We start from the raw sequence: 23,642 nt of genomic DNA on the forward strand, positions 1-23,642 counted from the left end.
TAGGGGCCGGGGCGCTCGCCGCACAGGCGTGGGGTGGGCAGCACCTTGCCGGGGTTGCACAGGTCGTGGGGGTCCAGGGCGGTGCGCAGCAGCCGCATCGCATCCAGGCTGTCGGGGTCGAACTGGCGGGGCATGGAGCAGGCTTTGTCGGTGCCGATGCCGTGCTCGCCCGACAGTGAGCCGCCCAGGTCCACGCAGAGTTCGGCGATCGAGGTCGACAGGTGTTCGGCGCGGTCGTGCTCCCCTGCGGCCTCGCTGTACAGGACCAGGGGGTGGAGGTTGCCGTCTCCGGCGTGGAAGACGTTGGCCACCCGCAGACCGGCTGCATCCGCGAGCTCGGCGATCCGGGTCAGTGCTTCGGCGAGCCGGGTGCGGGGGACGACGCCGTCCTGGACCAGGTAGTTGGGGCTGATGCGGCCGACTGCGGCGAAGGCTGCCTTGCGGCCCTTCCAGATCATGGCGCGCTCGTTCGCGTCGGCCGCCACCCGCAGGTGGGTGGCGCCGCGGGCCCGGCACAGTTGTCGGATCTCGGCGAAGTGGGCGGTGACTTCCTCGTGGGGTCCGTCGACCTCGACGATCAGTGCGGCGCGGGCGTTGCGGTTGTAGCCGGCCGAGACGGCGGACTCGACGGCCTCGATGGACAGGGCGTCCATCATTTCGATCGCGGCCGGGACGATGCCGGCGGCGATGATGTCGGTGACGGTGTCGCCGGCGGCCTCCAGGGAGTCGAAGTCGGCGACGAGGGCGCGCCAGGAGGCGGGTTTGGGCAGCAGTCGCACTTCGATCTGGACGGCGATGCCGAGGGTTCCTTCGGATCCGATGAAGGCGCCCAGCAGGTCGTAGCCGGCCTGGTGGGGTGCGTCGGAGCCGAGCCGGGTGCGGGTGCCGTCGGGTAGGACGGCGTCGACGGCGTGGATGTGGTGCACGGTGAAGCCGTACTTGAGGCAGTGCGCGCCGCCGGAGTTCTCTGCGACGTTGCCGCCGATCGTGCACACCTGTCCGCTGGAGGGGTCCGGTGCGAAGTACAGCCCGTGGGGGGCGACGGCGCGGCTGATGTCCGCGTTGGTGACTCCGGGCTCCACCACGGCCCGTCGGTTCTCCGGGTCGATGCTCACGATGCTGCGCAGCCGCTGCAGTGAGATGACGACTCCCTCGGCGACGGGCAGGGCTCCGCCCGACAGCCCTGTGCCGGCACCGCGTGCGACGAAGGGGATGTTTTCCCGGGCGCAGATCGACACGCATGCCGCCACCTCGTCCGCGCTGCCGGGCAGCAGGACCAGCGACGGTGTCACGCGGAAGCCGGTCAGCCCGTCGCATTCGTAGGAGCGCAGGGCGACCGGATCGGTCACCACCGCCTCGGGGCCGAGCGCCTCTTCGAACTCGGCGAACGCCAGCGTCCTCAACACTGGTCCTTCCTCTCTTTCAGGTCGTCGGTCCGCGCTTGGAGTGCCTTGCGGGGAACCCGCCGACCAGTCGTATCTAAGTTGTATCTCATGTGGGGGCGCGTCAAGGCGTGCGGGAGAATCCGCAGGTCAGGGCACCATCCACCCCAGCACGTCGCCGGACTGCAGGAGCACGAGCAGGCAGAGCACCAGCAGCATTCCCAGGCCCCAGCCGACGACTTTCCGCAGCAGGTCGCCTTCGCGCCCGTGCATCCCGGTGACCGCTGCGGCGATGGCGAGGTTCTGCGGGGAGACCATCTTGCCGATGACGCCGCCGCTGCTGTTGGCCGCGGCGAACAGCAGCGGCTCGAGTCCCGCGTCGGTGGCCGCGGTCACCTGCATCGATCCGAACAGTGCGTTGGCCGAGGTGTCCGATCCCGTGACCGCCACGCCGAGCCAGCCCAGGATGGGCGAGAGGAAGGCGAACGCCTGGCCGGCCCCCGCCAGCCAGTGGCCGATCGCCGTGGTCTGCCCGGACAGGTTCATCAGGTAGGCCAGGCCCAGTACGCACGCGACGGTCAGGATGGCCATGCGCAGTTGGCGCACGGTGTGACCGTAGGTCTTGAGCGCTGCGCGGGGTTCGAGCCCCAGGGCGGGCACGACGATCAAGCCGCACAGGAGCAGGAGTGTGCCGCTGGAGGCCAGCCAGTCGAGGTGGAAGATCGTCGAACTGGCGGGGGCGCCGGTCGCCGTGCGCACGTCGAGTCCCGGCCAGGCGAACGACACCGTGGTCTTCTCCAGCAGGTGTTTGACCACCGGGAGCTGGGCCAGGGAGAACACCGCGATGATCACTGCGTACGGGGCGTAGGCGCGCAGGGTCTCGGCGCCCCGCCCGTGCGGCTTCGCCCGGGCGGAACGTACGGCAACGGGCACACGCTCGCCGCCCACGCCCGCCTCGACCTTGTGGGCCAGCATCGCGGCCTGCCCCACTCCGGCCGCGATCTCCTCATCCGACGAGACCTTGGCGGCCACCACCGTCCCCGGCCGCCAGCGGCGCAGCAGCAGCACCAGGACAGCGGTGGCCACCAACGATGCCACCACGTCGGTGAGTTGAGCCGACAGGTAGTTGGACGACGCGAACTGGGCCCCGGCGAAGACGACACCGGCCACAAGGGCCGGCAGCCACGCCTGCCTCACTCCGCGTCTGCCGTCCACGATGATCACCAGGACGAGGGGCACCACCAGCGCCAGCACGGGCGTCTGGCGGCCCACCATCATCGATACGTCATGGACCGGCAGGTGGGTCAGTGCGGCCAGCGTGGTGATCGGCGCGGCCATGGCGCCGAAGGCCACCGGGGCAGTGTTCGCCACCAGTGCCGCCGAGGCCGCCTTCAACGGCGGCAGGCCGACGGCGATCAGCATCGCGGAGGTGATGGCCACCGGAGTTCCGAACCCGGCCAGCGCCTCGAGCAGGCCACCGAAGCAGAACGCGATGACCACCGCCTGGATCCGCAGATCCGGCGAGATGGAACAGATGGAACGGCGCAGCACGTCGAAGTGCCCGGTCGCGACCGTCATGTTGTAGATCCAAATGGCGTTCACCACGATCCACATGATCGGGAAGAGGCCGAAGGCCGCTCCCGCGAGCACCGAATCGCCTGCAAGGTCTATCGGCATGTCGAACCCGACAGACGCCACGGCGAGGGCGCAGACCAGGGCGGCCAGAGCCGCCCAGTGCGCTTTGCACCGCACCACTCCCAACAGGACGAACAGGATGATCAGCGGCGCTGCGGCTGCGAGCGCCGACAGTGCAGACGAATCTGCGACGGGGTTGAGCAGGGGCTGAAACGCTGAGCCCGACGAGCGGATCACGGCACACCCTCCCGGGGAGTTTCACAATACGGAATCCCGAGTTCATTAAACGGAAACATAGGGTGAGCATGAGACCTCGTCAAGACACGACTCAGATACAAGTTGTCTGCACGGCGGCAACGTGCCGCATCTCGGCCAGCGTGGAATGCGGCGTCCGGGCCTCGCAGTCGGAGCAACGACCATCAAGCCGGGACACAGCACGCCCCGAGGCACCGCAGGCAGGCACTCTCAAGCCCTCAGGCGCCCCCAGGGAGCGCCGGACAAAGAAGCCAGAAGGTCCGCCAACCGCCCTTCACGCCACCAGGGAGCCATCATCAGCCGCCAAGGCGTGTGCCCCCATCGCAGGCGGATTGCGGTGCCGCGCGGCGGCACAGGACCCATGAGACCGCGGCGCCCCGTCCTGCGATATCGAGACCCCGCCTCCACCCACTCCCCCGCAACCCGATCGCAGCAAGCTCGGCGCGGGCCCGCTTCGGCGAGTTGCAGGACGGCCCCCGGCCTGCCCCGACCAGGGACTCTTTGACAACCCCCCGCCGGAACGACGTACAGCGTCCGTTCGAGACGCCGCCAGAGATCAGGGGGGCGGGATCCTGCGCGGCCCCACACAGGACGGCCGCGAAACAACTGGCCGCGATCAGCGAGCCGGACTCGGCGGAGTCGATTCCGGGCGGACCTCATCGCGGCGGCACCCGCCCTCGGAGGGATTCCACCTGCCAGCACCGGGGAATGAACAACATCAACTAACGGACCGGGGGTTCGTCTTCGGAGACCAGTACTGGGTCCTCTTCGAGAAACCACCGGGACCCGTCTCGCGCCCGGAGAACGTTGCGGATGCGTGGAGGCCGGCGTGTGCAAGCGTCCCGATACGCGGAGGGCTTCATCACGTCGAGCCTTGCGCCAGTGCGTCAGGCGCTGGCCCGCCCCTCGCACGAGTGCCGATGGCTCTCTCCTGCGTCCGTAGCGGACGTCGAGCACGCCCTCGCCTCCGTCCGTGGGGACTCAGCGCGAGCCCGGCATCCGCGCCGGCGTCGACACGCCGGCGCGGATCATCGCGGCAGCCCCATGTGCAATCAGGAGGAGATGGGAGTCAGGGCACCGCTTCCGGTGAGCACGGACACGACATTGCGCGCGGCAAGCACGGCCATCTCCGTGCGGGTCTCCAGGGTCGCCGAGCCGAGATGTGGCGCAAGTACGACGTTGTCCATGGCGAGCAGTCGGGGCTCCACTCGCGGTTCCTCTTCGAAGACATCGAGTGCCGCACCCGCGATGGCGCCGGCCTCGAGCGCGTCCGCCAGGGCGGACTCGTCCACGATCGGCCCCCTGCTGGTGTTGACCAGAAAGGCCGTCGGCTTCATCCGGTCGAATGCTGCGGCGTCCATGAGATGGCTCGTCTGCGGGGTCAACGGGCAGTGCAGGGAAACGAAATCGGCCTCACGAAGCAGCGCGTCCATCGAGACGTAGCGCGCGGCCAAAGACTGCTCAACCTCGTTGGATGCCCGTTCCCCGGTGTACGCCACCTTCATCCCGAATGCGCGCGCCCGCTGCGCTACCGCCCGCCCGATCTGGCCGAGACCGACGATGCCCAACGTTTTTCCCTGCATCCCGCAGCCCAGCAAGAAATCGAGCCGGAAGGACCAGGACGTGCCCGCCCGCAGCATGCGATCGCCCTCGGCGAGCCGGCGGGTGACCGACATCAGCAGGCCGATCGCGAGGTCCGCGGTGGCGTCGGTCAACACGCCCGGCGTATTGGTGACCACCAGGCCGCGATCCGCGCACGCGGCTACGTCTACATTGTCGTATCCGACTGCCACGTTGGCGACGATCTTCAGGGCCGGCCCGGCAGCGTCGAGCAGCTCGCGGTCGACTTTGTCGTGCACGGTGACGACCACCGCGTCCGCGCCTGCCACCAGCGAGCGGAGTTCATCTGCGGACAGCGGGCGATCTGCATCGGGCACTTCGACTTCGGCTACGGTGCGGAGCAGGTCAAGGGCCGGGCCGGCGAGGGCACAGGTGACCGCGATCCGCGCCGGAGTGTCATTCGCGCCCAAAGGACGCTTTATCGCTGTGCTGTTTGTCATCCGGTTCTCCTTCTGCCGGCCCAGCCGCTTTGGTCCAGGCGCTGGTCCGCTGTTCCTGCACGGCCTGCCTGGGTCCGAGTACGGCCAGGAACGCGGCGATCACGAGGGAGAGAGCCAGCAGGAGGACTCCCCCCGAGGCGCTCCCCGTGGCTTGTGTGACCAGGCCGAGGAGGTACGGGCCCACGAACCCGCTGAGGTTCCCGACCGAGTTGATCACTGCGAATCCACTGGCGGCAGCCAGGCCGGTGAGGCAAGCGGTGGGCTGGTTCCAGAACACTGGGACCGCGGCCATCAGCCCGATCAGCGCCACGGCGATCCCTGCGAGGGCCAGATAGGGCTGCGACAGGTACACGCTGAAGGCGAACCCGATCGCGCTGATCACGCACGGCACCGCGAGATGCCAGCGTCGCTCCCCGGTGCGGTCGGAATGCCGGGCCACCGGGACGATGGCGACCAGGGCGAGTAGCCACGGGGCCGCAGACAGCAGGCTGACTTGGAAGTCGCTGGCTGCGCTGAAGCGCTTGGCGAGGATCTGCGGCAGCCAGAATCCGATGCCCCACTGGGCGAGTATGATCGTGAAGTACAGCAGCGAAAAATACCAGACCCGGGGATTGGTGAACGACGCACGGAGGCTTTGCTCGCCCGCCTCCAGCTTCTGCTCGTGCTCGCTCCGCAAACTTTCCGTGAGCCAGCTGCGTTCCTCGTCAGTGAGCCACTTCGCCTCTGCCGGCTTGTCGGGGACGAAGAACCAGAAGACAAATGCGTAGAGGACCGCGATCGCTCCGGTGACGATGAAGATCCATTGCCATCCGCGGAGTCCCGCCAGGCCGTTCAGATCGAGCAGCGCACCGGTGAGGACTGAGCCGAACGCGAAGCTCACCGGAACCGCGAGCTGGAACCAGGCAAATGCTCGCCCGCGTTCCCCACCGGGATACCACTGGCTCAGGTAGAAGACAACGCCCGGCACGAAGCCGGCCTCAGCTGCTCCAAGCAGTGCTCGCAGGATGTAGAAGCTGACCGGTCCGGAGACGAACATGGTGGCTATCGTCACCAGACCCCAACTCCACATGATGCGCGCGATCCATCTGCGTGCGCCGACGCGGTGCAGGATGAGATTGCTCGGCACCTCGAATACGAAGTACGAGATGAAGAAAATCCCGGCACCGAGGCCGAACGCAGACGCACTCAAATGTGCGTCCGCGCGCATCTGCAACGCTCCGATACTGATGTTCAACCGATCCAGGAACGCGATGGCGAATGCGCCCGCGAGAATAGGCACTACCCGCCCGTTGACTTTCCGTGCGACGCGCCGTTGCGTAGACACAGTCAATCCAGCTTCTCCTCTGTGCGCTGGCTCCAGGGAACCAGGTCCGGTCAGGGAATACGCGGGCTGAGGTAAACGGTCTTGAGCCGGGTGAAGAACTCGGTGCTGGTGTGCCCGATCGAGAACTCGCCGAGACCTGAGCCGTGCACGCCCCCGAACGGGACGTGCGGTTGACTGATGGTGCCGTGGTTGATGTGGACCATGCCCGTGCTGATCTCGCGAGCGAACTTCATGGCGACGTCGATTTCCCGGCTGAACACCACGCTCGCCAGGCCGTAGTCGGAGTCATTCGCGACAGTGATTGCCTCATCCACATCGGACACCCGCAGCACGGTGAGCACCGGGCCGAAGATTTCCTCTCGGGCGACGACCATGTCCGGCGTCACGTGGTCGAGCACGGTAGGGGCGAAGTACGGCCCGTTGGGCACGGCTCGGTTGGGCGTCGTGCGGGTCGCGCCCTGCTCAAGTCCCTTTCGGACGTAGTCCGCGACGCGGTCGCGCTGCTGCTCGTTGACCAGCGGGCCGACCTGGATCGCCGCGTCAAGCCCGGGGCCGACCGTCAGGGCGGCGTACTTCTCGGTGATCAGGCGCACCAGTTCATCGGCGATCTCGTTCTGGACGATGACCCTGCTGATAGCGGTGCACCGTTGGCCGGATGTCTGCACGGCAGCGCTGGTGATCTGTTCTACCACTCGGCCGAGGTCATCCGCGCTGTGCACGTAAGCAGCGTTCTTGCCACCGAGTTCGAGCTGCACGACGCCGAGGCGGCGGGCCACCGACGCGGCGATCTCATGGCCTACCGTGGTCGATCCGGTGAACGACACCCCGGCGATCTTCGGATGCGCGGCGAGGTGGGCTCCCACGACGGAGCCCCGGCCGCACACTACGTTGACGACGCCATCGGGCAGGCCGGCATCGCGCAGCAGCGTCGCCAGCGCCAGAGCCGTCAGCGGGGTCTCTTCTGCCGGCTTGAGAACCACGGGGCAGCCTGCAGCGAGGGCCGGGCCGAGCTTGCGGATGGGTGCCACCGCAGGAAAGTTCCAGGGCGTGATCGCTCCGACCACGCCGAGCGGCCCGCGTTGCGTGTAGACGAGCTGTTCCGGCATCCGGCTGGGAATGGTGGCCCCGTGCAGCCGGGTCGCCTCGCCCATCGCGTATTCCAGCTCCAGCCGGGCCCGGCCGATCTCCCCTCGTGATTCGGCAAGCGGTTTGCCCATCTCGCGGGTCATCAGGACGGCCAGTTCTTCTGCATGCTCGCCGATCAGTTCGTTCCACCGGCGCAGCACATCGCCCCGCTGCGGTGCCGGGGTCGCCGCCCAGTGGCGGGCGGCCCGGGTGGCCGACTCGACGGCAGCGTCGACTTCCGATGGCGTTGAATCGGGCACACCAGGCAGGAGATCTGCCGGGTCCGCCGGGTTGCGGACCGGGCGCGTTGGCCCTGCACCGGGCTGCCATCGGTTGTCGATGAAGTTCGCGGGGTCACTCAGCTCCAGCACTTCCTGGATACTCATGCCTTACTCCCGTATGTCGTCCAGTGGGGTGATGGTCAGGGCCGCGTCCACCCAGGACCGGTCCCAGGTTCCCGACTTGATCGCGGCGATGGTCTGTTCTTCCCGGGCCACCAGGGCCTCGGCGTCGGACACGATGTGTTCGGCGCGCGCCGGCGCGAGCGCGAGCACCCCGTCGTCGTCACCGACCATCAGGTCGCCGTGGGAGACCGGGAGGCCGCCGATGGAGACGGGGCCACCGATCTCACCGGGGCCGTTCTTGTACGGCCCCAGGTGCGAGACGGCTCGAGCGAAGATGGGTAGATCGAGCTCGCGCAGCTCTGCCACATCTCGCGCCGCGCCGTCCAGGACGATGCCGGCCAGCCCGCGGGAGGCGGCATAGCGGCAGAGCAGGTCACCGACGATTGCCCGGCTGGTGTCACCACCGGCGTCAATCACCAGGACGTCTCCCGGCCTGGCCAGGTCGACGGCCTTGTGCACGACCAGGTTGTCCCCCGGCCGGGTCCGCACCGTCAGCGCGGGACCGGCCATACGACATTCCCCAAGCGGTCCACCGACGGGCAATACGCCGACCGCGCCGGGCAGACGCAGCATCGCATCGGACAACGCGGCCGTCGGCACTGCGACGAGCCGCCTCAGCAGATTCGCCGAGGGGCGTGGCTGTCTCGGGTCGGTCACTGAGGTGTTCAGCCGGCACTCACTCATCGCCGACCCTCAGCACGGCCTTGACCACGGCGCCGGACTTGACGTCCGCGAGGGCGGAGTTGGCCTCTTCCAGGGCGTACTCGGAGACCATCTGTCCGATGTCGAAGTTGGCGACCAGCTGGGGAAGCGAGGCGATGTAGCCCAGGTAGTGGCGCGCGCCGAAGCCCCACGAACCCGAGATGTTCAGGTTCTTCCGCGTGATCAGGTGTGGATTGATCGGGGTCGGCCCATGGTCGGTGTACTGGCCGATGACGGCGATGGCGCCATCCGGTCGTGCGTAGTCGATGGCCTCGGCGACCGCGCTCGGCACTCCGGCACATTCCACGACCACGTCCGCGCCGGCGCCGTCCGTCTCGCCATGCACGATTTCGGTGCGCTCGTCGGCATCGGCAACCTGGAAGACGTCGATGTGGACGTGGCCGACACCCAGCCGCTTCGCGAGTTCCAGGCGCGTCGCCGGGCCGCCGACAATGATGACCTTCTTCGCCCCGGACAGCTGGGCATACATCGCCGCGGCCAGGCCGACCGGTCCTGAGCCCTGCACCACGACGGTGTCGCCAGACCGGACCCGTACCTCGTTGAGCACCCCGTGCACTGCCGTGGGGCCCGCGCAGCCAAGCGCGATGACCTGCTGCGGTGTGGCGGCTTCCGGCAGCTTGACCAGCACCGTGCCGGGCTGCAGGTAGATGTAGTCGGCCCAACCGCCGGACAGGTGCGGCCACTGGTCGGCGCTCTGGTTGATGCCGTAGATCCGGCGGCTGCCCGTGCACAGCGTCGGCTGCTGCTCCACCAGGCAGAAGCGGCACCGTCCGCACGCAATGTTGTTCAGCCACGACACCCAGTCGCCGGGTGCGAGCTCGTTGCCCAGTACGTCGTGGGTCAGCCCCGGGCCCAGAGTGTCCACACGGCCGACCGCTTCGTGCCCGAGCCCCACGGGGACCGGAATGGGCAGATGCCCGGACTGCAGGTGGAGGTCGGTGCCGCAGACTCCAGCGTATTCCACGCGTACCAGGGCGGCCATCTCCTGCGGAGTGGGCACGTCGTAGCGGCGCAGCTGCAGCGGCTTGCCGAACTCTTCGAGCACTACGGCCCGGCTCGTTCTGGTCATGGTTGGCCCCTCTCTCGTGCCTGGTGCGGCGGGATGGTGTGTGGCCTCAGAAGTTGCGCAGCGCTGCCCGGGAAATACTCGAACCGGGTTCGCTGACATGAACTGGCCGGCGACGATACCAAGCGCCGGCGGGAACTCAAGAGGGGAAACCCGGAGATTTTTTTCCGCCGGGGCCACTTGCCCGGCTCGGCGGGCGGCTCTACGGTCAGAACCGAGTTCACACATACGAACCGATCAGGGAGGTCTCCCGGTGCCCGTCCGGCTCCCGCTCGAGGGAATCACCGTCATCGACATCAGCCATCTGGCCGCGGGCCCGTGGTGCACGATGGTGTTGGCAGACCTCGGCGCAAACGTGATCAAAATCGAGCGTCCAGGGGTCGGCGACATGTCGCGGAACGCCGGCGGAACCTACGCCGGGGACCACAGCGCCGTCTTCCTCTCCTTCAACCGCAACAAGCGCAGCGTCGCCCTGGACCTCAAAGACCCACGCGGCAGGGAGACGCTGTACCAACTCCTCTCCGGCGCGGACGTGTTCGTGGAGAACCTCCGTGCCGGCAAGGCGGACCAGCTCGGTCTCGGCTACGCAGACCTCGCCAAGATCAATCCAGGTCTCGTCTACGCCTCGATCTCCGCATTCGGTACCGACGGTCCCTACGCCGATCTGCCCGGCAACGACCCGATCATCCAGGCACTTTCCGGGGCCATGAGCATTACCGGCGAGCAGGACGGCCCGCCGGCACGGCAGGGGGTCAGCGTGCCCGACTTCGGGGCCGGGATGATGGCGGCCTTCTCCATCACCGCCGCGCTGTTCGGCCGCGCCACCACGGGGAGTGGTTGCAAGCTGGATCTGAACCTGCTGGACGTCGAGATCTTCGCGCTCGGCCCGAGAGCGCAGGAGCATCTGATCACCGGCGAAGACCAGCCAAGGCTCGGCAGCGCGCATCCGCAGTTCGCGCCGTACCAGGCATTCCGCTGCCGCGACGGGCGCTACCTCTACATCGCGGCGATCAATGAGAAGTTCTGGCACCTGCTGTGCGAGGCGCTCGGCACACCGGAACTGGCTGAGGACGAGCGGTACGCCACCAATGTCGATCGCTGCCGCAACCGGGAGTCCCTGGTGGCATACCTCCAGGACATCCTTGACACTCGTGACCGCGACGACTGGCTCGGCGTGCTCGGCGAGCGCGGTATGCCGTGCGCACCGGTGAACACACTGACCGAGGCGGTACACGACCCCCAGGTGGTGCACAACGAACTCGTCCAGCGCTTCACGCACCGGGGGCTCGGTGAGCTGTCGACTGTCGCCCTTCCGCTGCGTCTCGACGGCGCACGGCTTCCCATTCGACTGGCTCCGCCGGAGCTTGGCGAGCACACCGAGGAACTGCTCGCAGAGCTGGGGACCGGGGCGGAGGACGCGTGACCACGCCTCCGGTGGACGTAGCGGTTCGCGATGCCGTCGCGGTGGTGTCCATCGATCGGCCACCGCTCAACCTGCTCAGCACGGTGGTGAAGGCGACGCTCACCACGACGTTCGAGGATCTTTCGTCGCGTGCGGATATTCGCGTGATCGTGCTACGCGGTGCGGGTGAGGCGGCTTTCTCGGCAGGCGCCGACCTCAGGGAGTTCCCTGAGCGGATCCGGCAGGGCAATGCGGACGAGGTCTCCCGAGCCGGCCACCGATTGGGCCGAGCGATCCGTGGCTGTCCCCAGCCCGTTGTCGCCGCGCTCGACGGGGTCGTCTTCGGCGGCGGCCTGGAGCTCGCGCTGTACGCGGATTTGCGTATAGCGACCGGCCGCGCCCGCTTCGCCTTCCCGGAAATCACCCGGGGCGTCTTCCCCGGCAACGGCGGCTCACAGCTGGTCTCTCGCCTGATAGGCATCGCCAAGGCCAAGGAGCTGATGCTCGGCGGGACGCCGATCGACGCAGCCGAAGCGGCCCGGATAGGGATGATCAACCGGATCGTCGATCCGTCCGCACTGATGGCCGAAGCGCTCTCCTGGGCCGGCGAGCTGGCCCAACGTCCACGGTCGGCCAGTGCGTGCATCAAACGGCTGGTCGACGAAGGCATGCAGCTTTCTTTCGCACAGGCATGTGAGCTCGAGGCAACCCTGTTCGGCGAGGTCTTCCAGAGCAACGACGCAGGCGAGGGCGTGGATGCCTTCTTCGCGAAGCGCCCGCCAGTGTTCCCTTCCATCCCTCACGAGGAATCCCCTTGACAGTGCCAAAGCAGCTCAAGGCCGCGTTTGCATCGATCCGTGACGGCAGCGAGCAGGTCGTCAGGCTGATCGAGCAGGCCCCGCAGGGCGCGGTCCCGTCATTCAGCTATCGCACCGGCGGGTATCCGCGCGCGGCGCGGTACGACCCGGACCAGTGGGCCACCTTCCAGTGGGCGGGCTTTCTCGCAGGCCGACTCTGGCTGACCGCTGCCCACTTCGACGACCAGCGGATGGCGCAAGCGGCGCGCACGGTGAGCCGGGTCGTCGGCGACACACTCTCGGCACGTCCGCCGCGATTCTCCGCGGCCGGCAGCGACCTGTTCTACGCCGTCTGCCTCGGCGCGCGGGTTACCGCTGACGAGTCGCTTGTGGACAGTGCTCTCGCCGCCACCCGTCAGTACGCCAAGAACTTCGTTCCGCGCCTCAACGCGTTCCTGCAGGTCCCCGGGGTCAATCGGGCCGTCATCGACACCGGACTGAACCTGCTGCCCTTCTACTGGGCTGCGGCTTACGACCCGGTTCTGATCGACTTTGCGGTGAAGCACAACAGGGCGTTGCTGGACGCCGGGATCGTCCGAGCGGACGGCTCGGTGTTCCAAGCCATCGAGTTCGAGGAAGGAACGAACACCGTAAGGAACCGCTACTCGATGCAGGGGTATGCGGACGACACGACCTGGGCACGCGGTCAGTCCTGGGCGATGCACAACTACGTGAACGCGTTCGAGGCAACCGGTGAGCAGGACTTTCTCGACGTGGCACGCGCTGCGAGCCGTTGGTACGTCGATCACCTGCCCCAGGACCACGTGGCGTTCTACGACTTCGGCGATCCGAATCGCCCGCATGTCCCGCGCGATTCATGCAGCGCTGCGATCTCTGCCAACGCATTGCTCAAGCTCGCGGCCCTCGACCCGGAATCCACCGAGTGGGCGGCGCCTGCCGCGACCGCCATCATCACAGAGCTTCTCGCCGGCTACCTGTCGCCCGGCGGCGTCCTGCTGCACAGCAGCTGGGGACGTCTCCCGGCGGAGAAGGCGGGCGCCGGCATCTCGCGGTTCCCGCTGGAAGACGTCATGCCCTACGGCAACTACTGGATCGTCGAGGCGCTGTTCCGCTGCCTGCACGACGACTCCTCGCCACTACTCGCCCTGAGCACCCCGTCGGCATACGAACGCCCCAAGGAGAACAGTCCCTCATGAACCAGTACAGCCTGACGGACGATCAGGTCGACATTCAGCTCGCCACACGGGAGCTGGCGCGCACCAAGGTCGCGGCCGGTGCCCGTGAGCGGGACCGGAGCAAGCAGTACCCCGACGACATGCTCCAGCTGCTGATCGCGCAGGACGCGCTCGGCCTGCCGTTCCAGCCGGAACTCGGCGGCTCCGGCGAGGGGATGCTCACCTGCTGCCTGGTCATCGAGGAACTGACCAGGGTCTGCTACAACACCTCGTATCTGCTGGTCATGACCTGGCAGCCGTTCTATGCCATCAGTCACGCCGGCACGGAGGAGCAGAAGGAGCGCTTCCTGCCGCCGCTGATCCGCGGAGAGATCAAGTTCTCCACCGCCAACACCGAGCCGGAGGCCGGCTCGGACATGGCGGCGCTGAAGACGCGCGCACGGCCGGCGCCCGGCGGCTACCGCATCTCCGGCAGCAAGGTGTTCGCCAGCAATGCCGCCGTCGCCGACTACTTCGTCACATTCGCCAAGACCGATCCCTCGGCCGGAGGCAGGGGAATCACCGCGTTCATCGTCGATGCCAAGGCCGACGGGGTGACCGTCGACGCGCCCGAGGACAAGATCGGCGGCCGCGCGATTCCCTCCTGCGCGGTCACCTTCGATGACGTCTTCGTGCCCGAGGAAAACCGCCTTGGCGCGGAGGGGCAGGGATTCGTTACAGCGGCGACCTGCTTCACCAAGGTTCGGCCGCTCGTTGGGGCACGCGCAATCGGGCTGGCCCAGGGCGCGCTGGACAATGCCGTCGCCTACGCCAAGTCCCGCTCCGCCTTCGGCAGGCCGATCGCGGAGTTCCAGGGCCTGCAATGGATGCTCGCAGACATGCAGATCCAGATCGAAGCCGCCCGGCAGCTGCTCTACAAGTCGGCCGCATCGCTCGATTCCGGAGTGTCCACACGCGAAGCCGCTCCGCTGATCGGTGCGGCGAAGACCTTCGCCACCGACATGGCCATGAAGGTCACCGTGGACGCCCTGCAGGTCTTCGGCGGCTACGGCTGCACCACCGACTACCCCATGGAACGCTTCATGAGGGAGGCCAAGGGCCTGCAGATCGTCGAAGGCACCAATCAGATCCAGCGCAACATCATCGCGCGCGAGCTACTGCGATGACGCCGCCACTGGCTGGTGTCCGGGTCGTCGACCTCACCCATTTCGTCGCCGGCCCGTGGTGCACGATGCTGCTCGCCGACCTCGGCGCCGAAGTAACCAAGATCGAACCGCCTGTGACCGGGGAGATCGGCCGCCGGATGGGAGCCGTCCACACGGGCGGAGAAAGCGCCATCTACCTCGCATTCAACCGGAACAAGCGGTCCGTCGCACTGGATCTCAAGGATCCGCGGGGGCGCGAGGCCGCCCACCGGCTCATCGCCGACACGGACGTCGTCGTGCAGAACATGCGGCCGGCGGCCGCGTCGGCACTCGGTATGGACGCTTCGAGCCTGTCTGCCACGCGCGAGGACCTCATCTATTGCGCGATCTCCGCGTTCGGGCGCACCGGCCCGTACGCCGGGAAGCCGGGTAACGACCCGATCATCCAGGCGCTGTCAGGAGCCATGTGGCTGTGCGGGGGGCCGCACGGCCGGCCGGCCCGGATGGGCGTCAGCCTGCCCGACTTCGCGGCCGGTGTCCTGGCGGCCGTATCCATCACCAGCGCTCTGCACCGTCGACGGCACACCGGCCATGGCGCCACGCTCGAACTCAATCTCCTCGACGCCCAGCTATTTGCCCAGATCGATCACATACTCCGGGAAGCCTACGGGCACACAGAGGAGGGGCCCGTGCCTGAGGACGTGCCGGTCCTCGGCCTGACCGAGGCGATCGCCGCCCGACCGTCCTTGGTGGAGCGGGTCAACCACCCCACAGTGGGCTCATTGCCGATGTTGCGCACGCCTGTAGGCTGCACCCCCGCCTGGGCGGTTGCTCATCGCCCTCCGCCGCGGCTGGGCGAACACACCACCGAGGTCCTCGCCGAGCTCGGCTACTCCCAAGAGAGCATCAAGGCGCTGTATGAGGCCGGCGTCGCTCATGCGGGACAATAATGCGTCTCGTGCACCGCGCGAGAAGTGACATCTTCGTATGCAGGGAGTTCGACCATGGCCGCCGATGGCACCGTGAAGTCCGCAGACCGGGTCGCCGAGCTGCTGGAGCTGCTCGGCACCCACCGCGCGGGGCTCCGAATGATCGAGATCGCGCAGGAGCTCGGTATTGCCAAGAGCAGCGCTCACGGGCTCCTGCAAACCCTGACGGCCAAGGAGTTCATCGTCCGCGACGAACTCCAGCGCTATCGCATTGGGATGAAGCTGTTCGCGCTCTCCGCATCCGCGCTCGACGTCCTCGACGTACGTCAGATTGCCAAACCCACGATGGAATTGCTTGCCGCGCGCGAGCATGCGACGTGCAACCTCGCGGTCCTGGACGGCCACGACGTGGTCTATATCGAGAAGGTGGAGGACGCAGCTGCGGCAGTCCATGTAGTCACCCGTGTCGGGACACGGCTGCCTGCACACGTTGCGGCACTGGGTAAGGTGTTGGTGGCGGAGCTACCGGATTCTGCACGCGAGGATTGGCTGGCCGAACACGACTTTGTCGGGATGACGGAGCAGACCCGGACCAGCGCGATGACCTTCGCTCGCGATCTCAAAGCGTATGAACGCGATGGCTATGCGGTCGATATTCATGAGTTCCACGATGCGATCAATGGATTCGCCGCAGGAGTACGGGACAGCGCTGGGACCGTGATCGCGGCGATCAGTCTGACATGCCTCGGTATGAAGGTCTCTCGGGAACAGCGGGCACGCCTCGGCAATCAGGTGCGGGAGGCGGCTGACGAAATCTCCGCCAACCTGCGGATCGGCGGCAACGCCTCAGGGAAGGTTGTGGTCCGGTGAACTGAATGCTGTGCATGAGTGGTTCATGCAGAGCATTCAACAGACCTGAGCGGCGTGAGTTGAGGCAGCGACGGATCCTTCTCGCCGGCTGCTCCTGCCCGTGCGAAGAGCGTCTGCTCCGCATGATCTGTGGCAGGAAGTCCGGCCTGGACTGCCTCTCGGATAAGGCCTGCAATCCGGCGAAGACGGACTTCGGGCAGGCACGTTGCGGGTCCGGCGACGGCGGCACGGGCCCGGTCCTGTTCGAACACGGGCACAGCCCCCAGGAAATGTCCGCGTGGAAGCCGGCCAGGTCCATAACGCAGCCGTCGCTCCCGGCTTCCTGCACCGGGGAAGTCGCGCTCTTCCAAGCTGACGGGCAAGGGGAAGGAAAGGCGATGTCGTACGGGGAGGGCCGGACCGGCCGAGGATCCAGGCCCGGCGGCGCGCCGGGAGCGGGGCCCGTGGCGCACGTCATCACAGTGGGGCAGTGGTAGGCGGCGGTTTTCGAGTGGCAGGCGAAGTTCGAGGCACTGAGCCTTTTCCAACCTCAGTTTGTGCATGTTAGGTGCAGGGTGAGGACGGCCTGGACGAGGCTGGTGATACGGCTGGTAGAGCATCGCAGTTTGCGCATGAGCCGCCAGGTTCTGAGGGTGGCCATGGCCTGTTCGACGAGTGCACGGGTCTTCGCGTGTGAGCAGTTGACGGCCCGCTGACCAGGGGCGAGAGTCTCCCAGCGCCCCCAGTAGGGAACTCGCACGGTGCCGGCGGCGCCCCGGTAGCCCTTGTCGGCCCAGCAATCCACCCCGGTCCCCGCCAGGGCACCGATGATGCCGTGGGTTCGCGCGGCCTTGATGTCGTGGACAGATCCCGGCAGCGCGGGCGAGGCCCACAGCAACCGTCCCGCCGGGTCGGCGATCACCTGCACGTTCATGCCGTGCTTCTTATGTTTCCCGGAGTAGAAGGGGCGGTCGGCGGCGATCCGGTCGATCGGCAGCAACGTGCCGTCCAGGATCACGAACGCCTTGCCGGAGGCTGTCCTCACCGCCTCGGCGAGGGTTGGAGCCAGAGCGGCCAGGATGTCGACGGCCTCGGCGATGTACCGGTAGGCGGTGGTGGTGCCCACACCGAATCCGGCGGCGAGCTGGGCATAGGTATGGCCGCATCGTAGATGAGCCAGCACGAGCAGTGCCTGCCGTCCGGCGGCCAGCCGGCGCCATCGTGTCCCTTGCGCAAGACGACGTGCGGTCAACTCACGGGCGAGGAAGCGCAGAGCGGAGGTGGACAGATCCACCCCGGCTGGGTAGACGAGCATGCGGAAAGCTCCTGGCAGGATGGCTTGGACTCGACACGCACCCGTCTACCAGGAGCTTCTCCACGCCCGGACCCCGCCCTTACCCCCAGTGGCTCTGCTCCGCACGCAGGTTGAGGAAACCTCAGTGGGTGTGGGCGTGAGGGAGTGTGCGGAAGAGTTCGGCGCCGATCACGAGCGCGGGACGGTGGTCGAAGCGACACCGATCCCATTCGTGCCCGCGTCGTGCTCGGCTACCTGCGAGCCGGGCGCGAGCTGGATTCGGCCGAGCTCGCGGCTCAGGGCCGACTCGGACTCCCCTCCGGTGTGCTCAGCTGTGCTCGGCGAGGAGCAGTACCGCCCGGGGGCTCTGCTTCTAGGAGCGTGAGCAGCCCGGGGAATCTCTTCTCGATGTCCGCGCGTCGTAGTCGGATGCCCTTGCGGTTGCCGTAGTCGATCTCGTCAATGAGACCTGCCTCGCGCAGGACCCGGAAGTGGTGGGTCTGGGTCTGCTTCGAGATCGGAAGATCGAACGAGTTGCAGCCCCGCTCGCTGTCGCTGCGGTCGGCGGCCAACTCCGTCAACACCGAACGACGGTGCTCGTCGGCGAGGGCACGAAACACCGCACCCAGATCGAGCGCATCGGCCTCCGGGCCGACCAGGTTCCTCCCGGCCACGCCGCACCTCCTTCAAGTACGACTTGCATCGTACCTGAAGGACGTGCTCCACTTAGGTACGAAATCTTTCGTACCTTGCCCGGGCTGTGCTGCCCCGTGCCGCCGCGCCCTGAGCCCCGGCCCCGGCACTCACCGGGGGCCTGGTCATGGACACTCCGAGAGGTCATCGTCATGAAGAAATTCGAGGTGCTGATAGTCGGTGCCGGAATCGCAGGGCCCGCACTCGCCTACTGGCTCTCCCGGAATGGATACCGGCCAACGGTCGTCGAACACGCCCGGCAGCTGCGCTCCGGTGGTAGCGCGATCGTCGTGAAGGGGCCCGCGATCCCGGTCGCCGACCACATGGGCATCCTCCCGCAGCTCCACGGGCTCGCAACCCGCAATCGGTCGCTGTCCCTGCTCGACCCCGGCGGCAGGCGAATCCTGCAACTCCCGCTCACCTCGGACAAGACTCCGACGGTCGAAGTGACCCGAGCCGACCTGTCCGAGGTGCTCCACCGGTCGGCGCAGACCGAGGCCGAGTTCGTGTTCGACGACACGGTCACCGCTCTCGACCAGGATGAAGGCGGGGTGGACGTCACCTTCCGGCGGTCCGCGCCACGGCGCTTCGACTTGGTAGTCGGTGCCGACGGGATGCACTCCACCGTACGGCACCTGGTATTCGGCCCCGAGCGGCAGTTCGCGAGCGACCTGGGCCTGTACGGCGCGACCGTCCCGCTGGAACCCGGCGCCATCGAGGACCCGAGCGAGATGACGATGCTGACCGTGCCGAACCGGATGCTGGTCCTCCACCCCTCGCGGACCACTCCGCTCGCGATCTTCACCTTCCGGGCCGCACAGCCGGCGCCCCACGACCGCAAGAACATCGCCCTTCACAAGCAGACCGTGGCCGACGCCTACGCCGACGTGCGGTGGCGGGCACCGGAACTCGTGGCGGCGTTCCTCGACCACCCGGCTCCGTTCTTCGACCCCCTGACCACCGTCCGGGTGCCCTCGTGGTCCCGCGGACGGGTCGTACTGCTCGGGGACGCCGCGGCGGCGACAGCCCTGCTGGGCGACGGGTCCAGCATGGCGATGGCGGGCGCGTACGCCCTCGCAGAAGAGCTCGCCGCCCATCCCGGTGATCACGCCCGCGCCTTCACCGCCTACGAGTCGCGGCTCCGCCGTGAGGTAGGCCCGCGGCAGCGACGCGTCGGCCTGCTCTCCAGGCTCATGGTGCCCCACACCCGGCCGGGCCTCGCGGTGCGCAACGCCGTGGGCCGCGCGGTCGGTCGCACGAACCGGATCGCCTCTCGCGAAGCCGCGAACCGGTAGACCGAGCCCGCACCGACCGGTCACCGGTCGGTGCGCAGCTCCGCGGTAGCTCTCAGCCGGGTCGGCGCCGTCATGTCCGACGAGCCCGGCTCGGCAGGCCATCGCCGATGCGGCAGGTCGACTGCTGTCGGCCTCACCCACCGTTCCCGGCGCTCGCCACGACATGGGCGCTGCCGGTGACTGCACCCCTCGCGACGCGGAGGTGAAGTGCTGGGCGGACAAGGCGTATCGAGGCGCCGGCGGCACCACCCGGGCGCCCGTCCGCGGTCGGCGTCTCAAGCTGCGGCAACGTCGGCACAACAGCACCCACGCCAGGATCCGTTGCCTCGGCGAGCAAGCCATGGCCGCCCTGAAGGGCTGGCGCCTCCCACAGAAACTCCGCTGTAGCACCAACCGAGTCACCGCCATCGTGAAGACCATCCCCGCCCTTCGTCACGCCTCAACCTGAGGTTGGAAAAGGCTCACTGGCCGAGCGCTGCGGGATGCGGCGGACGAGGCAGGTGTGGAGCACCAGCAGAAGGGCGGTTGCCGGTGTCGTGCCTGCTGGGGCCCGGTGCCGTATGTCACCGCATGGTCCGTTCCTGCAGTCAGGTGCGGGACTCGTCGGGCAGTTCGGGGTAACCAGCCGGCGTGCGCCGCGGGAGCCAGCGGCAGAAGGCCGGCATCGAGAACAGCTCTTCGCAGACCATGAGCGATGCTCCGGCGAGTCCGCCCAGGTCTCCCGCATTCGCTCGGCGGATTTGCAGGTCGCGGGTCGCGAGCGGAAGAGAGCGGCGGTAGATGGTCTCCCGGATGGTGGCCAGGAACAGATCGCCCGCACCGGCCACGCCGCCGCCGAGGAGGATCGTCGAGGGGTTGTAGAAGTTGACCAGGGTGGCCAGGAGAGCGCCGATCCGTTGCCCCGCGGTGATCAGCAGCTCGACCGCGGTGCGGTCCCCGGCCTGTGCCGCGGCCGCGACATCCTTGCTGGTCACGGTTCCGGAGGCGGCGAGGGTCTCGCGGAGGTACGGGCTGGTGCCGGCCTCGGCTGCGGCCTTCCCGTCGCGGGCCAGTGCCGCGCCGCCTGCCAGCGACTCCAGGCAGCCGGTCTTGCCGCAGCGGCACACCACGGGGCTGTCGTCCAGTACGGCGACGTGGCCGATGTCGCCCGCACAGCCCTGCGCTCCGCGGTGCAGGCGTCCGGCGGTGGTGATGCCCGCGCCGATGCCGGTGCCGACCTTGAGGTAGAGCAGGTCGCCGCGGACGGCGGAACCGTCCTCCCGCAGGGCACCGAGGGCCATGAGGTTGACTTCGTTGTCGACCCATACGGGCGCGTCGTAGCGTCGGGCGAGCCGGTCGCGTACCGGGTATCCGTCCCAGCCCGGCATGATCGGTGGCTCGCTCGGCTGTCCGGTCGCGAACTCGACAGGTCCCGGGAGTCCGACGCCGATGCCCCAGACGGGCGCGGAGCCGGTGCTCTTCAGAAGGGTGTCGAATCTCGCCTCGACGCGTTCCAGTACGGGCTCGGGGCCGGCCGCGATGTTACAGGGCTCACTGTGGTGCGCCAGCAGGTTCCCGCACAGGTCGGTGACACCGGCGGAGAACGAGGTCGCGCCGAGTTCGGCGACGAGTATCCGCCCGCTGTCCTTGCGGAACTTCAGGGTCCGGGCCTGCCTGCCTCCTGTGGAGGCGTTGAGCTCGCCCTCCTCCAGCAGTCCCGCCTCGATCAGCTGGGTCACCCGCTGTGTGACCGCTGTCCGGCCGAGGCCGGTGGCCGTGCTGAGCTCGGTGCGGGTGCGGGCCGCGCCGGTACGCACCAGCTCCAGCAAGGTCAGCAAGTCGGAGGTCAGGTCGGCGCCTGGCGCCCTCTCCACGGCTGGTCGCAGGCTCATCCGGCCCCCCTTTTCGTCTCCGTCAACTGCCTCTTATGTTATCGGACCATTGACTTATGTATACCGGCGGCGCAAGATGTCGTCACCGCAAACGGAAGGATGGATCATGCGTCTCGGCTACCACTCGATCACCTGGGGCGGAGTCGTCGGGGATGCCTCCGGAGTCACCAGCGTCAAGGACTTGCACTACCGCTCCGCCGGGCCTCTGGAGCCGGCCCTCCGCGACATCGCGGCCGCCGGTTACGAGGGCGTCGAGGTCTTCGAGGGCAACCTCGTGGACTACGCCGACCGGCCCGGCGAGCTGCTCGGCCTGCTGGAAGAGACGGGGCTGACCCTGGTCGGTGTCTACACCGGCGCCAATTTCATCTACCCGGACGTCCTCCCGGACGAGCTGGCGAAGGTGACCCGCACCGCGGAGCTCGCCGCGCGCTTCGGCGCCGAGCGCCTGGTGGTCGGCGGCGGCGCACGCCGGGCCGACGGGACCCGCGAGGAGGACTACGACCGGCTCGGCGCCGCCCTCGACACGGTGGTGGAGATCGCTGAGGCGCACGGCCTGGACTCCAGCTATCACCCGCACCTCGGCACCATCGTCGAGAGCCCCGCAGAGGTGGAGAAGGCCATGGCGCGCACCCGGATCGGCTTCTGCCCCGACACCGCGCACCTGGCTGCGGGCGGCGGCGACCCGGCGGAGCTCATCCGCCGCTACCCCGACCGCCTGGCGCACGTCCATCTCAAGGACATCGACCTGACGACCGGGAAGTTCCTGCCCCTGGGCGGTGGCTCCCTGGACTTCAAGGACGTGCTCGACGCCGTGCGTGAGGCCGGATACGACAGCTGGGCCATCGTCGAGCTCGACGCGTACGACGGAGACCCGAAGGACGCGGCCCGTATCAGCCGCGCGTACCTGGACCGACTGCTCGGCTGACCGGCCCGGGAAAGGCACGGCTGATGACAGATATACGCAACAAGCACAGGCATGGGAAAGCCGCGGGCGTGCTCGCCGCGGCGGCCGTGCTCCTCGGGGCCGCCGGGTGCGGCACCGGAACCTCACCGGGCAGCACCGCGTTCGAGTACCGCGGCTACGCACCGGCGCAGCATGCGCTCGCCGACATGCGCGACAAGGTGCTCAGCAAGGGCCCGCACGGCGAGAGCGCCACCCCCGCGGACGACGTGGCACTCACCGCCCGCGAGATAGCGAAGGTCAAGGGCGCCAAGGCCACGGCGGCGATCGTCATGCACTACACCGGCGACGACTGGACCAGCGCCCAGATCAAGGGGCTGCGCGCCGAGTTCGCCCGGCTGGGCATCCGCGTCATCGCCGTGACCGACGCGGGCTCCGACCCCGGCAAGCAGGTCTCCGATCTGGAGACCATCGCCGCCCGCAAGCCGGACATCATCGTCTCCATCCCCACCGACGGGGTCGCCACCGCGGGCGCGTACAAGGCGGTCGCCCGCCAGGGGATCCGTCTGGTGTTCATGGACAACGTGCCCAACGGCATGCAGGCCGGCCGGGACTACGTCTCAGCGGTGTCGGCCGACAACTACGGCAACGGCGTGGTCGCCGCACACCTGATGGCCGACGCCCTCGGCGGCGAGGGCACCGTCGGCGCCGTCTACCACCAGGCCAGCTTCTTCGTCACCGCCCAGCGTTTCCAGGGCTTCAAGGACACCATCAAGCGCGACTACCCGAAGATCCGCATCGTGGAGCAGAAGGGCATCGTCGGCCCCGACCTCGCGGGCGACGCCCAGTCGGCGGCCAACGCGATGCTCCTCAAGCACCCGGACCTGGATGGTATCTGGGGCGTGTGGGACGTCCCCACCGAGGGGATCCTGGCGGCCGCCCGCAGCATGGACCGGGACAACCTCGCGGTGACCACCGAGGACCTCGGCAAGAACGTCGCGATCGCCATGGCGAAGAAGAGCATCGTGCGCGGGCTCGGCGCGCAGCGCCCGTACGACCAGGGCGTCACCGAGGCGCGGCTGGCCGCCTACAGCCTGATCGGCAAGAAGGCCCCGCCGTACGTCGCCCTGGGGGCGCTCCCGGTCACGCACGACAACCTCTTCGACTCGTGGCGGCGTGTCTATCACGAACAGCCGCCGGCCGAGGTCCGCAAGTCCTACCGCCGCTGAAACACCCCACCCCCTCAATCTCGCGGTTTCCCCGGCCGCGCAGACATCTGAACGCTGAAAGGAACAG

20 protein-coding genes are annotated in these 23,642 nt (G+C 68.1%); 10 read left to right on the forward strand and 10 right to left on the reverse strand.

The features are described from left to right. The 7 genes from CCS38_RS35345 to CCS38_RS18395 form a co-directional block, all read right to left on the reverse strand. A partial coding sequence (locus tag CCS38_RS35345) for an FAD-linked oxidase C-terminal domain-containing protein (RefSeq protein ID WP_308050831.1) occupies window positions 1–1,406 on the reverse strand: 1,406 nt, incomplete at its 3' end. A 126-nt stretch (window positions 1,407–1,532) separates the two neighbouring features. Beyond that, window positions 1,533–3,254, reverse strand: coding sequence for an L-lactate permease (locus CCS38_RS18370; protein WP_223734370.1), 1,722 nt, complete (start codon window positions 3,252–3,254; stop codon window positions 1,533–1,535). A gap of 1,070 nt (window positions 3,255–4,324) precedes the next feature. After that, window positions 4,325–5,332, reverse strand: a complete 1,008-nt coding sequence (locus CCS38_RS18375) for a 2-hydroxyacid dehydrogenase (protein ID WP_223734371.1) — start codon at window positions 5,330–5,332, stop codon at window positions 4,325–4,327. Beyond that, entirely contained in the window at window positions 5,289–6,611 is a 1,323-nt protein-coding gene (locus CCS38_RS18380) for an MFS transporter (RefSeq protein WP_223734372.1), read from the reverse strand. Before CCS38_RS18380 ends, CCS38_RS18375 begins: the two co-directional genes overlap by 44 nt. Before the next feature lie 95 nt (window positions 6,612–6,706). Further along, the gene (locus CCS38_RS18385) at window positions 6,707–8,167 is read right to left on the reverse strand and encodes an aldehyde dehydrogenase family protein (protein ID WP_223734373.1); all 1,461 of its coding nucleotides are present in this window, start codon (window positions 8,165–8,167) and stop codon (window positions 6,707–6,709) included. Between the two features lie 3 nt (window positions 8,168–8,170). Then, window positions 8,171–8,869 (reverse strand): RraA family protein, encoded by a 699-nt coding sequence (locus CCS38_RS18390; RefSeq protein ID WP_223734374.1) that lies wholly within the window; start codon window positions 8,867–8,869, stop codon window positions 8,171–8,173. Next, window positions 8,862–9,977, reverse strand: a complete 1,116-nt coding sequence (locus CCS38_RS18395) for a zinc-binding dehydrogenase (RefSeq protein ID WP_223734375.1) — start codon at window positions 9,975–9,977, stop codon at window positions 8,862–8,864. The genes CCS38_RS18390 and CCS38_RS18395 overlap by 8 nt, the downstream gene beginning before the upstream one ends. A gap of 250 nt (window positions 9,978–10,227) precedes the next feature. Between CCS38_RS18395 and CCS38_RS18400 the strand changes: the two genes are divergently transcribed. From CCS38_RS18400 to CCS38_RS18425, 6 genes are read left to right on the forward strand one after another with little or no spacing between them, the layout of a single operon-like run. Continuing rightward, a complete protein-coding gene (locus CCS38_RS18400; RefSeq protein ID WP_223734376.1) occupies window positions 10,228–11,397 on the forward strand; it encodes a CaiB/BaiF CoA transferase family protein in 1,170 nt (389 codons plus the stop codon). Next, complete coding sequence (locus CCS38_RS18405; RefSeq protein ID WP_223734377.1) at window positions 11,394–12,194, forward strand: enoyl-CoA hydratase/isomerase family protein; 801 nt, start codon at window positions 11,394–11,396, stop codon at window positions 12,192–12,194. The genes CCS38_RS18400 and CCS38_RS18405 overlap by 4 nt, the downstream gene beginning before the upstream one ends. A 2-nt stretch (window positions 12,195–12,196) precedes the next feature. Continuing rightward, window positions 12,197–13,390 carry a hypothetical protein gene (locus CCS38_RS18410; RefSeq protein ID WP_223734378.1) on the forward strand — a complete coding sequence of 398 codons (1,194 nt, stop codon included), beginning with the start codon at window positions 12,197–12,199 and terminating at the stop codon, window positions 13,388–13,390. Continuing rightward, window positions 13,387–14,535: an acyl-CoA dehydrogenase family protein gene (locus CCS38_RS18415; protein WP_223734379.1), complete on the forward strand. Its 1,149-nt coding sequence runs from the start codon at window positions 13,387–13,389 to the stop codon at window positions 14,533–14,535. The genes CCS38_RS18410 and CCS38_RS18415 overlap by 4 nt, the downstream gene beginning before the upstream one ends. Further along, the gene (locus tag CCS38_RS18420; RefSeq protein WP_223734380.1) at window positions 14,532–15,464 is read left to right on the forward strand and encodes a CaiB/BaiF CoA transferase family protein; all 933 of its coding nucleotides are present in this window, start codon (window positions 14,532–14,534) and stop codon (window positions 15,462–15,464) included. The genes CCS38_RS18415 and CCS38_RS18420 overlap by 4 nt, the downstream gene beginning before the upstream one ends. Before the next feature lie 54 nt (window positions 15,465–15,518). Further along, window positions 15,519–16,313 carry an IclR family transcriptional regulator gene (locus tag CCS38_RS18425; protein WP_223734381.1) on the forward strand — a complete coding sequence of 265 codons (795 nt, stop codon included), beginning with the start codon at window positions 15,519–15,521 and terminating at the stop codon, window positions 16,311–16,313. Window positions 16,314–16,842: 529 nt separating this feature from the next. On the opposite strand, the gene CCS38_RS18430 is transcribed toward CCS38_RS18425, so the two are convergent. Both CCS38_RS18430 and CCS38_RS18435 read right to left on the reverse strand, forming a co-directional pair. Beyond that, window positions 16,843–17,607: a transposase family protein gene (locus tag CCS38_RS18430; protein ID WP_223734382.1), complete on the reverse strand. Its 765-nt coding sequence runs from the start codon at window positions 17,605–17,607 to the stop codon at window positions 16,843–16,845. Window positions 17,608–17,882: 275 nt separating this feature from the next. Next, on the reverse strand, window positions 17,883–18,260 hold the full coding sequence (locus tag CCS38_RS18435; protein WP_223734383.1) for an ArsR/SmtB family transcription factor: 378 nt from the start codon (window positions 18,258–18,260) through the stop codon (window positions 17,883–17,885). Window positions 18,261–18,431: 171 nt separating this feature from the next. On the opposite strand from CCS38_RS18435, the gene CCS38_RS18440 reads away from it, so the two are divergent. Both CCS38_RS18440 and CCS38_RS18445 read left to right on the forward strand, forming a co-directional pair. Further along, window positions 18,432–19,574: an FAD-dependent monooxygenase gene (locus tag CCS38_RS18440; RefSeq protein ID WP_223734384.1), complete on the forward strand. Its 1,143-nt coding sequence runs from the start codon at window positions 18,432–18,434 to the stop codon at window positions 19,572–19,574. A gap of 100 nt (window positions 19,575–19,674) precedes the next feature. Next, the gene (locus CCS38_RS18445) at window positions 19,675–20,022 is read left to right on the forward strand and encodes a transposase family protein (RefSeq protein ID WP_223734398.1); all 348 of its coding nucleotides are present in this window, start codon (window positions 19,675–19,677) and stop codon (window positions 20,020–20,022) included. Between the two features lie 139 nt (window positions 20,023–20,161). Here CCS38_RS18445 and CCS38_RS18450 read toward each other — a convergent pair whose 3' ends face one another. Then, the gene (locus CCS38_RS18450; RefSeq protein ID WP_223734385.1) at window positions 20,162–21,445 is read right to left on the reverse strand and encodes an ROK family protein; all 1,284 of its coding nucleotides are present in this window, start codon (window positions 21,443–21,445) and stop codon (window positions 20,162–20,164) included. A 106-nt stretch (window positions 21,446–21,551) separates the two neighbouring features. Here CCS38_RS18450 and CCS38_RS18455 point away from each other — a divergent pair, with 106 nt between their 5' ends. Continuing rightward, window positions 21,552–22,370, forward strand: coding sequence for a sugar phosphate isomerase/epimerase family protein (locus CCS38_RS18455; RefSeq protein ID WP_223734386.1), 819 nt, complete (start codon window positions 21,552–21,554; stop codon window positions 22,368–22,370). Window positions 22,371–22,393: 23 nt separating this feature from the next. Beyond that, window positions 22,394–23,575 carry a substrate-binding domain-containing protein gene (locus CCS38_RS18460; RefSeq protein ID WP_223734387.1) on the forward strand — a complete coding sequence of 394 codons (1,182 nt, stop codon included), beginning with the start codon at window positions 22,394–22,396 and terminating at the stop codon, window positions 23,573–23,575. The last annotated feature ends 67 nt before the right edge of the window (window positions 23,576–23,642 follow it).

The organism is Streptomyces purpurogeneiscleroticus, from assembly GCF_020024005.1.
Taxonomy (GTDB): domain Bacteria; phylum Actinomycetota; class Actinomycetes; order Streptomycetales; family Streptomycetaceae; genus Streptomyces; species Streptomyces purpurogeneiscleroticus.

Coding starts and splice junctions, on each gene's coding strand:
- CCS38_RS18375 (WP_223734371.1), bottom strand. CDS start 5,332: ATGACAAACAGCACAGCGATAAAGCGTCCTTTGGGCGCGAATGACACT.
- CCS38_RS18385 (WP_223734373.1), bottom strand. CDS start 8,167: ATGAGTATCCAGGAAGTGCTGGAGCTGAGTGACCCCGCGAACTTCATC.
- CCS38_RS18390 (WP_223734374.1), bottom strand. CDS start 8,869: ATGAGTGAGTGCCGGCTGAACACCTCAGTGACCGACCCGAGACAGCCA.
- CCS38_RS18395 (WP_223734375.1), bottom strand. CDS start 9,977: ATGACCAGAACGAGCCGGGCCGTAGTGCTCGAAGAGTTCGGCAAGCCG.
- CCS38_RS18415 (WP_223734379.1), top strand. CDS start 13,387: ATGAACCAGTACAGCCTGACGGACGATCAGGTCGACATTCAGCTCGCC.
- CCS38_RS18420 (WP_223734380.1), top strand. CDS start 14,532: ATGACGCCGCCACTGGCTGGTGTCCGGGTCGTCGACCTCACCCATTTC.
- CCS38_RS18425 (WP_223734381.1), top strand. CDS start 15,519: ATGGCCGCCGATGGCACCGTGAAGTCCGCAGACCGGGTCGCCGAGCTG.
- CCS38_RS18430 (WP_223734382.1), bottom strand. CDS start 17,607: ATGCTCGTCTACCCAGCCGGGGTGGATCTGTCCACCTCCGCTCTGCGC.
- CCS38_RS18440 (WP_223734384.1), top strand. CDS start 18,432: ATGAAGAAATTCGAGGTGCTGATAGTCGGTGCCGGAATCGCAGGGCCC.
- CCS38_RS18450 (WP_223734385.1), bottom strand. CDS start 21,445: ATGAGCCTGCGACCAGCCGTGGAGAGGGCGCCAGGCGCCGACCTGACC.
- CCS38_RS18455 (WP_223734386.1), top strand. CDS start 21,552: ATGCGTCTCGGCTACCACTCGATCACCTGGGGCGGAGTCGTCGGGGAT.
- CCS38_RS18460 (WP_223734387.1), top strand. CDS start 22,394: ATGACAGATATACGCAACAAGCACAGGCATGGGAAAGCCGCGGGCGTG.